Below are 9556 nucleotides of genomic sequence, written 5' to 3'. Positions count from 1 at the left end.
GGCACGACCGGGCTTTATCGTATCCTCTGCCGTATCGTCATCCCTCCGGGGCAGATCAAAGCTCATCCGGCCCTCCCTTCTGACAGCCGGCCGGCGCGGATCGCGCAGGTCAGGGCCTTGTTTTCGTGCATCGATGTGTTGGGGTCGCCGACTGCCGCGGTCAGCACATTGGCGATGTCGCCTGTTGCCATGCCTTCCCAGCCAAAGTGCCATGGCATCCCGATCTGATAGATTTGCCGCCCGTCCATCCGCAGCGGGCGCAGACGCCGGGTGACCAGGGCGCGCGTTTCGATCGCGCCGCGCGCCGTCGAGATTGTGACCCAGCCAAGCGAGGCGACACCGATATCGCGCGCCAGTTCGGGCGGAATTTCGGCAAATCCCTCGGGCTGCAGTTCTGCCGTTGACGGGGTGCTGCGTGTGGGCGTGCCGGCGCAATGATGTTCGGTCAGCCGGTAGGTCGTCAGCACATGCGGATAACGCGCATCGCCCGGCGGATGCAGGGGGTTTACCTTGCGCGCGAATTTCTTGGCGACCGGGCTTTCGCGCTGCGCGGGGTGCAACAGGTTTTCACCGGGGCTTTCGACCGGTTCGTAATGCGCGGGCAAAGGTCCGTCCTTCAGGCCGGATGGCGAATAGATATGCGCGCGCCCATCCGGCATCATGATGAATGGCTCATCGCCGCGGATCGCGTCCATTCCTGCGGGCTTCGTGTCCCAGTCGGGGCGATAATCCGGTGCCTTGTCAGGGGGGAAATCGACGGCATCATCGCCGGTCCAACTTTGTTCGTCGGCGTCCCACCAGACCAGCCTTTTGCGCTCTGACCATGGTTGCCCCTCTGGGTCGGCAGAGGCGCGGTTATAGAGAGTGCGCCGGTTTGCGGGCCAGGCGAAGGCCCAGTCAAGATGGGTGCCGGGACCGTCCGGGCCGTCGGGGTTGCGGCGGCGGGTCTGGTTGCGGTCTTTTTCGGGGTGGGCGCCGCAGTAGAGCCAGGAACCGCAGGCGGTGCTGCCGTCGTCCTTCAGTGCCTGAAAATCGGATAGCTGGGTGCGGTCGGGCCAAGTATAGCCGCTGATCTCGCGCAGGACGGCTTCGGCATCTATGTCGCCGCGGTCTGTCTTGACCGGATAATCCAGCGTGAGATTGCGGATCGGTGCATCCTGTTCGGCAGTGCTGTCGGCATAAAGCGCCTTCAACCGTTGCCCTAGGTGATACATGAACCAAAGCTCTGACCGGCTGTCGCCGGGTCCGTCGATCACCTTGTCGTGCCATTGCACAAGGCGGTGGGTGTTGGTGAACGTGCCTTCCTTTTCGCCGGCAAGTTCGGCTGGCATCAGAAAAATCTCGGTTCCGATATCCTCTGGCTGCATCTCGCCGTCACGGATCAGATGGCCTTTTTGCCAGAAATTCGCGCTTTCGACCATGTCGGTATCGCGCACCACCAGCCAGTCCAGTTGCGCAAGTCCGCGCTGGACCATCTTGCTGTTGGACCCGCCGACGACCGCATTCTGCCCCAACAGGAACAGGCCCTTGATCAGCCCGTCGTTCATCGCCAGCGTCATGGCAAGCTGTGAATGATCGCCGACGATCTTGGGCAGCCAGTGAAACCCCCATTCATTCTGTGGCCCGACAGCGTCGCCGTACCAGGCGCGCAAAAGGCTGACCATGTATTTGGGAAAATTGTGCCACCAGCCGGTGGGGATGGTTTCGTCATCCAGAAACTGATCGAAATGCCTTGCCTGCGGCTTGAACGCATTGGGCTGCGGCAGATAGCTGGGCAGCATGTTGTAAAGCGTCGGGATATCCGTCGATCCCTGAATGGAACAATGCCCGCGCAGCGCCACAATACCACCGCCGGGACGCCCGATATTCCCCAGCAGCGACTGGACGATGCCGCCAGCACGGATCATCTGCACGCCGGTCGTGTGGTGGTTCCATCCCACGGCATAGCAGATCGCGCCGGTTTTTTCCGGGCCCGCGTTTCTTGCCAGAAGGTCGGCGATCTGCAGGAACTTGTCCTTTGGGCAGCCAGTCACCTGTTCCACCATCTCAGGGGTATAGGGCGCATAATGGCGGCGTAGAATCTGATAGACGCACATCGGATGCTGCAATGTGGGGTCCTGATGCGGCGCGTGATCATGCAGGCGGCTGCTCATCTCGGAAAAGGATTCGGCGGTATCAAGGTAATGTTCCGCCAGCGCTGAAGGCACGGTGAAACCCCGGTATTGCCAGGTATCCTGATCATAGCTTTCCTTTTGCGCGTTCCATCCGGAAAACAGGTCTGACGGGTCTTCTGACGGACTGTGGAAGTCATTATCGATGATGGTCGCGAGGTTGGTATAAGCCAATGCATAGTCGCGGAACCAAAGATCGTTTTCCAGCAGATAGCGTACCATGCCGCCCAGAAACGCGATGTCAGAACCGGCACGGATCGGCGCGTGGATGTCGGCGAGCGCCGAGGTGCGGGTAAAGCGCGGATCAACATGGATCACCTTTGCGCCGCGTTCTTTCGCCTGCATGACAAAGCGGAATGCAATCGGATGCGCTTCGGCCATATTGGACCCCATGATCAGGACACAATCCGAATTCGCCAAATCCCATTGCGCCATGGTTGCGGCACCCCGCCCGTAAGCCGCACCCAGCCCCGGCACTGAATTCGAGTGGCAGACCCGGGCCTGATTTTCGATCCAGACCATGCCAAGCCCGCCGCTGAACAGCTTCTTGATCAGGTAGTTCTCTTCGTTATCCAGCGTCGCGCCACCCAGCGATGCCACGCCAAGGGTGTGATTGACCACCGTGCCATCAGGTAGTTTGCGCACAAAGGTTTCATCGCGGGTTTTCTTGGTCAGTGCGGCGATCCTGTCCATCGCCCAATCCAGGGGCTTTTCTTCCCATTCGGTCGCATGGGGCGCGCGGTATTTTACCTTTGCCAATCGTGACGGTGCTGTATGCACGCTCAGCAGCGACGCGCCTTTGGGACACAGCGTGCCCGCATTGATCGGGCTGTCGGGATTGCCTTCGACATTGATCAACTGTCCGTTGCGCACGGACATCCGGGTCGAGCAGCCGACAGCGCAGAAGGGGCATACACTTGTGCCTGTGGTATCGGCCTGTTCGAACCGTGGCCGCAACTGGTGGGATATTTCGCTTTTGGCGGCTGCGTCGCGATGATCGGCACCGCGTGCCTGTCGGGGCAGCGACCAGTTGCGCAGGAAATGCGCTATTCTGCGCGGCGGTGATTGCGTGCGACGCTTCATGGCGATGCTTTGTCCACTTGCGTGATCCGATGGGCGACCAGCGTGCTGCTTCCCGCGACCTGATCATAATCAACCCTGATCGGTGCCATGCACGCAGCCAGAAATGTCAGATCTTGCCCCGCCGTCCGGGCTGCACGCGCCAAGGTGAAATGGAGGGTACGTCCGTCAGAATCGTAAAGCCGGAACCGCCCCTCCTGCACGATTGTCAGAATACCAAAGACATGCTGCATTGCGCGCTCCGACTAAGAATGGGTTATCTGCGCTGAACATCGTGCATGGCTGAAATGTTCCTGGGTTTCGTTGCTTCGGGGGCGGAGACATGAACTCACTTGGGGGGAGGTGGCGGCGTCAGATTTATGAAATGCAACGCCTTGTCGGGCGATTACGCTGTCGCATTTCTGGACGGCTCTGGTGCTTTGTTTTCGGGCAGCGCAGGTCGCTAGTCATGCATGAGCGCAGCGTAAAGCCCGGGATACCATTCGTAGCCACTGAAATCCCGCAGATCAAAGCCGGCCCCATAAGCCCAGTAACACCAACTGAACCCGTTTTCCTCTGCGGCGCGCCGGACGGTTTCGACCCAGAGGTTCCGGCTGGCTGGATCAGCCTCGCGCACGACGCCGAACTCGCCCAGAAACACCGGAAAACCGGGGATAGCCGCGCTGGCGATATCGGATCTGACCTGCGCGATTTCTTCAGCGCTTCCCCAGCCTGTCGGCGGAAAGGTCTCGCCGGTCCAGGCGGATTGCTGATGCGTGAAAGGGTAGGGGTCGTAATAGTGAAACGTCAATGCGATGCGCGGGCCGAAATCGGGAAGCCTGCGCATATCGTCGCGGCTGTTCATATTGCCACCCCCGAGGATGATCCACCGGTCGGGGTTGGTGTCGCGGATGATCGGCAGCACCTGCTGATAAAGGCTGATGACACGCTGCGTCGTCATCTGGCCGCGCGGTTCGTTCAGCAACTCGAAAATCAAACTGCCATCATGATGGGCAAGTCGCCGCGCCAATTCGGTCCAGATCGCGATGAAGGCAGGTTCATAGGTATCGGGGTCGTCCATCAATTCATCGAAATGATGCAGGTCGAGAATGACAGTCAGGCCGCGGTCATGCGCCTGACCGATCACCTGTTCGACCCGCGCCAGAAACCCGGGCCAGATCATCCCGTTCCAATGGGCACCGAACCGCACCGGCAGGCGGATCGTGTCGAAACCGGCCCCTGCCAGCCAGTCCAGATCGAACGTGGAAATATGCGGACCCCATGCGCCCTCGAAAGGGGCGTCAAGGACATTGCCAAGGTTGATGCAGCGGTTGACGGGCAGCCCATCGGTATGCGTCGTCGCGGCGCTGGGCATCATACCGAACGTCAAGGCGGCACCAAGCACAAGGCAAATGGCCGGTTTCCGCGCTGCGTCACGGCATAGCTTGAAGGAAAAAAGCACTTTGCCGTGTCCATTTCTTGACAATCTGATATTAACCCGTACCTGATTTAACAGATTTTTGACACGAGATTCCTTTAGCAGCGCGACAGCACCGGGAACAACATGGCACGTAAAACGTCTTTTCCTGTCGGTCCTGACGAAGCCAAACGGCTTCGGCTTTTGCAGTCTTCGGGTTTCGCGAATGCCACAAGGATACCAGAGCTTGATGCGCTTTGCGAGGAGGCTCAGTCAAGTTTCGGATCAAAGTTCGCGACCATCAGTCTGCTGACAGAAGATCTGCAGATTCTCAAGGCGCGGATCGGCACTGAATTTGACAGCACGTCACGCGATGTGGCGTTTTGCAATTACACGATCCTGAGCGATGATGTGCTCGTCGTCTTGGATGCGACCAAGGACGACCGGTTTCGCGACAATCCGCTGACGACCGGTGATGCGCACATCCGTTTCTATGCGGGCGCACCGCTAATCTACATGAACGGCATCCGACTTGGGGCCTTTTGCGTTATCGACACTGCGCCGCGCGATGATTTCACGCAGAGCGATCGGGCAGAACTGGTGGAATACGCAGAATGCGCGTCGTATATCCTGATCAGGCATCTGACGGCGACGGCCTGAAATCTGTCACTTTTCGATCTGCATTGTATCCTTTTGGATAGGTAATAGTTGTCATTGTCTTATTTTAGACATGCAACCGCTACTATAGAGCCGTAACAGACTGGCAAAAAGACGATGCTATCTGTAAAGGTTTGTTCATGAATATCAAAAACACGCTCGCTGTCCTGTTTTCGACATTCGGGCTGGTGCTGGTCGCATTACTTGCGCCGCAGGTGCAGAGTTCCTACCAGTACTATAACGACACCAGCGATCAGATTGTCGTCGACCGTGCGCGCAATGACGTGTTCGAGGCGGTGCTTGCCATTCGTGAAGGGCGCTCTGCTCTGGCGTTGCTGGGAATACAGGGTCAGGACAGCGCCGATCTGCTGGGGGATTTGTCCGCCGCGGTCGTTTTTCTGACCAGCGCGGCAGAAACAATCGCGAAATCGGAAAACGATATTCTACGACCATTGTCTGCCCCGCTCGCGCAACAAGCACCAAAACTGTCCGATATCGCAGAGGAACTTAGCCGCGCCATCACGACGGGCGTCCCGGGAGAGATTGCGGCGACGGTGCAGGAACTGGAAGGCGCCTTTGCGGATGTTCAGCGCGAAACGCTTTTGGTGCGCGAACAGATCCTGCAGGAAATCGGGATTCCCGATGCGACCATGGGTGCCGTGCAGGTCACCCGAAATTATATTCTGTCGGTCAGCAGCATGCTTAACGATGATCTGGTGCTGGCTGCCCCCGCAGACGATGCCATGGTCTCGCTTTCCGCGTGGCAGATTCAACGCAGTGTCGACCGTATGATCGCGATTAATCAGTTCTATGCGGATATTTCCAGCGCCTACAGAAATGACACTGTCCTGATTGCGAGCGATCTGTTCGATTATATTGACGCGATCTATCAGCCAGCACTTGAAAATTATGCCGAAGCGATTGCGCAGGACACGAACCTGCAGGCGGCCCGTCAGGACTGGGCCGAGGCGCTGAACGATGCCGATGCGCTGATCAGTCAGACCACGTCCAGATTGTTTCAGACGTCGCAGGCGCATCTGATATCGGAGAGCGCTGCAGCGCGGGCGCGGCTGAGCAATTTTCTGACGTGGACCGCCTTTGCCGTGGTCGTGTTCGGCCTGTCGATCTATCTGGTCGCGCAGCATATCGTAAAGCCGTTGCTATATGTGCAGCGCAAGATCAATGACATTGCATCGGGTCGGCTTGATCCCATCACCAAGCGGCGGCTTTTGCTGCGCGATCTGGATTCCGTCATCGACTCATTACGCGCGCTGCGTATTTCGGCCCGGCGTCGCGAAAGGCTTGCCACCGAACGGCTGGCGCTGAACGAGCAGATCATCCAGGCGCATGCGACGTTGAAGTCCGAGGTCGATGCCGCGGCGAAGGTGCAATTGTCCCTGCTGCCGCGCCCCGAAGATGTGGGGCACATGCGCTTTTCAACCTTGTTCCAGCCATCGCATGTCGTGGCCGGGGATACCTATGATTTCATCCCTCTGTCCGATACCCGCGTCGGTCTGTTCCAGATCGACGTTGCCGGACATGGTGCCGCGGCCGGACTTGTATCGATGGCGGCGCATATCAGCGCAAGACGTGCCCTGCGCGGCGTCAAATCCGGTATCGATCTGGCAGCGTCCGTTCAGACTCTGAACACCCATTGGAGCCCGGAATTAACTTACTTTACCGCGCTTTTGGTGGAGTTTGATTCAAGTACCCATGTCGCGCGGCTGGTGCAGGCGGGCCATCCGCATCCGGTGCTGATGCGCAAGGATGGGTCGGTGTCACGGCTCGGGAATGCGGGGCTGCCCATCGGGGTGATCGGCGACGCCGATTACGAGCTGATCGAATTTCCTTTCGAACATGGCGATAGATTGCTTGTCTTTTCCGACGGTATCTATGAAAACTTCAACTCTGAAGGGGAAATCTATTCAGAAGAACGGCTTATCCAGTTGCTGCGCGATAATGCCGCGTGCAGCACAGATGTTTTGGTTGATATTGTTAAAAAGTCAGTTGTTTCCTGGAATGAATCGGGAATCCCGTCAGATGACGTGAGCCTTGTGATCGCGGAGAGGGTTTGAACAATGTTGCAATATTCCGAAAAACAGGATGATACGATCCTCGTCCTGGAAATCACGGAACAGCGGTTAGAGGCCAGCAACGCACCTGATCTGCGCGATCTTCTTGTCGGACGCATCGAAGCAGGCAATGAACAGATCGTGATTGACCTGCGGCAGGTCGCTTTCATGGACAGTTCGGCCCTTGGCGCGCTGATCGGCGGGATCAAGAAAATGCGTGGCCTTGGCACTTTGGTGGTGTCGGGGGCAAATGGCCCGGTGCTGCAACTGCTGAAACTTACCCGCATGGATAAGGTTTTCCCGCTGTATCCCTCCATCGACGATGCCCTCGCGGATATGAAAGGATAGCACATGGCCCTCACACCGGCAAAAACGTCCTGGACGCTGGAACGTGATCTGCATCAAGTTCAGGCGGTAACGGTGCCGGTCAGGGATCTGGCGATGCAATTCCTCGACGCGGACGACGCGGCATCGGTAGAGCTTGCTCTGGTCGAGGCGGTGACGAACGCGATAAAGCACGGCAGCATCAATGGACGTGACACGGGCCAGATCACGGTGACAGCCATGGCTGACGAGGGGCGCTTTGTCGTCGATGTCGTGGATAACGTGCCGGTCGTGCCCAAAGACGCGCTTGACCGGGCCCGCAAACGCGGTGCGTCTTTCGACATCGACGATATCGCCGGGTTGGAAGAAAGCGGTCGCGGTCTGTCGATCATGATTTTGTCGATGGATGAAATCATCCTGAGCACCGCAAACGACAAATATATCCTGAGCATGGTGAAATACATCCCCTGACCCCCGGTTTTTGAAAGTCGAATTTTTGCCATTGCACAGCCCAACCCCCAAAGCGACCCGCTTTGAAAGACAAGAACCGTGGCAGCACGCGAACCATGGCGCGTTCCATGTCTTTGTCTGGCAATTTCTGGGCACTTCCAGCCTTGTCTTCGGTGTGTGGTATCTGTGGTGGCGTTGGACGGCGTCGATCAACTGGGATGCACTGTGGCTGTCCTTGCCACTGGTGATCGCGGAAACGGCGGCATTTGTCGGCCTGATCCTTTTCACGGTCAATCTCTGGTCGCCAAGATCCCCGAAACCGGCTGCTGTCCCCGCAAGCGTGGCCGACACGTTGGAGGACAAGCCCCCCAGCGACCGGCCGGTGATCGTCGATGTCTTCTTCGCCACCTACAGTGAGGATCCGGAGCTTGTCAGGCTGGGTATCCGCGACGCGCAAAAGATGCGCTATCCGCATCCGATCGATCTGCGGGTGCATGTGCTGGACGATGGACGGCGGCCCGAAATGGCGGCTGTCGCCGCGCAGGAGAACGCCAATTACATCACGCGTAACGACAATATAGGTTATAAGGCGGGCAATCTGCGCAATGCGATGGACCATACAATCGGCGATTTTGTGGTTATCTTCGACGCCGATACGCGCCCATTCGAAAATTTCCTGAGCGAGACGCTGGGTTATTTCAACGATCCCAAAGTCGCCTGGGTCCAGACCCCGCAATGGTTCTGGGACGTGCCGCCCGGCCGGCCGCTGGAGGCGGTGCTGGCGCGGCGTCTGGGCCGCTTTGGTGGCTGGCTCGGCCGCCGGATCGAGGGGCTGTTCGGCCCGATCCGGATCGGCGAGGACCCGTTCGGCAACGATCCGCAGTTGTTTTACGATTTCATCCAGCACCGGCGGAACTGGGCCAATGCGTCATTCTGTTGTGGCGCAGGGTCCATCCATCGCCGCGAGGCGATCATGGAAGCCGCGATCCGGTCATGGACCGCCGAGGTCGGCAGCAGCGCCGATCAAGCAGAACGGATGGCGCAGGCCGTGACCGGCGAAACCGATCTGTCGAAAATCGTCCGCGCTGCGGCACGGATCAATCAGGCCCGCGAAATCGAATTCACGCCGTTCAAACTGCATGTGTCCGAAGACCTCTATACCTCGATTGCGCTGCACAGTGATCGGGAACGCCGCTGGAAATCCGTGATGCACCCCACGGTTGTCTCGCGCATGATATCGCCCAATGACCTGCTGAGCTGGACCATACAGCGGTTCAAATATGCTGGCGGTACGCTTGATATCCTGCGCAATGACAACCCGCTTTTCCGGCGCGGTCTGACGATCCCGCAAAAGCTGATGTATGCGATGACATTCTATTCCTATCTGTCGCCTTTGTGGAATATCG

Annotated in this window: 8 protein-coding genes; 5 read left to right on the top strand and 3 right to left on the bottom strand. The window is 58.3% G+C overall.

The window, feature by feature from the left end:
• Positions 1 to 62: 62 nt before the first annotated feature.
• The 3 genes from fdh to ACK4TM_RS15815 form a co-directional block, all read right to left on the bottom strand.
• Positions 63 to 3254 carry a formate dehydrogenase gene (gene fdh, locus ACK4TM_RS15825; RefSeq protein ID WP_409703009.1) on the bottom strand — a complete coding sequence of 1064 codons (3192 nt, stop codon included), beginning with the start codon at positions 3252 to 3254 and terminating at the stop codon, positions 63 to 65.
• Positions 3251 to 3484, bottom strand: coding sequence for a hypothetical protein (locus tag ACK4TM_RS15820; RefSeq protein ID WP_409703007.1), 234 nt, complete (start codon positions 3482 to 3484; stop codon positions 3251 to 3253). The genes fdh and ACK4TM_RS15820 overlap by 4 nt, the downstream gene beginning before the upstream one ends.
• Before the next feature lie 209 nt (positions 3485 to 3693).
• Positions 3694 to 4608 carry a glycoside hydrolase family 5 protein gene (locus ACK4TM_RS15815; protein WP_409703005.1) on the bottom strand — a complete coding sequence of 305 codons (915 nt, stop codon included), beginning with the start codon at positions 4606 to 4608 and terminating at the stop codon, positions 3694 to 3696.
• A 186-nt stretch (positions 4609 to 4794) separates the two neighbouring features.
• Between ACK4TM_RS15815 and ACK4TM_RS15810 the strand changes: the two genes are divergently transcribed.
• From ACK4TM_RS15810 to ACK4TM_RS15790, 5 genes are all read left to right on the top strand, one after another.
• Entirely contained in the window at positions 4795 to 5307 is a 513-nt protein-coding gene (locus ACK4TM_RS15810) for a GAF domain-containing protein (protein WP_409703003.1), read from the top strand.
• Between the two features lie 137 nt (positions 5308 to 5444).
• Positions 5445 to 7379 (top strand): PP2C family protein-serine/threonine phosphatase, encoded by a 1935-nt coding sequence (locus ACK4TM_RS15805; RefSeq protein WP_409703001.1) that lies wholly within the window; start codon positions 5445 to 5447, stop codon positions 7377 to 7379.
• Between the two features lie 3 nt (positions 7380 to 7382).
• Positions 7383 to 7724, top strand: coding sequence for an STAS domain-containing protein (locus ACK4TM_RS15800; protein WP_409702999.1), 342 nt, complete (start codon positions 7383 to 7385; stop codon positions 7722 to 7724).
• Positions 7725 to 7727: 3 nt separating this feature from the next.
• Entirely contained in the window at positions 7728 to 8171 is a 444-nt protein-coding gene (locus ACK4TM_RS15795) for an ATP-binding protein (protein WP_409702997.1), read from the top strand.
• A gap of 31 nt (positions 8172 to 8202) precedes the next feature.
• On the top strand, positions 8203 to 9556 hold a 1354-nt coding region (locus tag ACK4TM_RS15790), incomplete at its 3' end, for a glycosyltransferase (protein ID WP_409702995.1).

This window comes from Yoonia sp., from assembly GCF_046292185.1.
GTDB lineage: Bacteria > Pseudomonadota > Alphaproteobacteria > Rhodobacterales > Rhodobacteraceae > Yoonia.
This window is presented reverse-complemented; position numbering and strand designations above follow the sequence as displayed.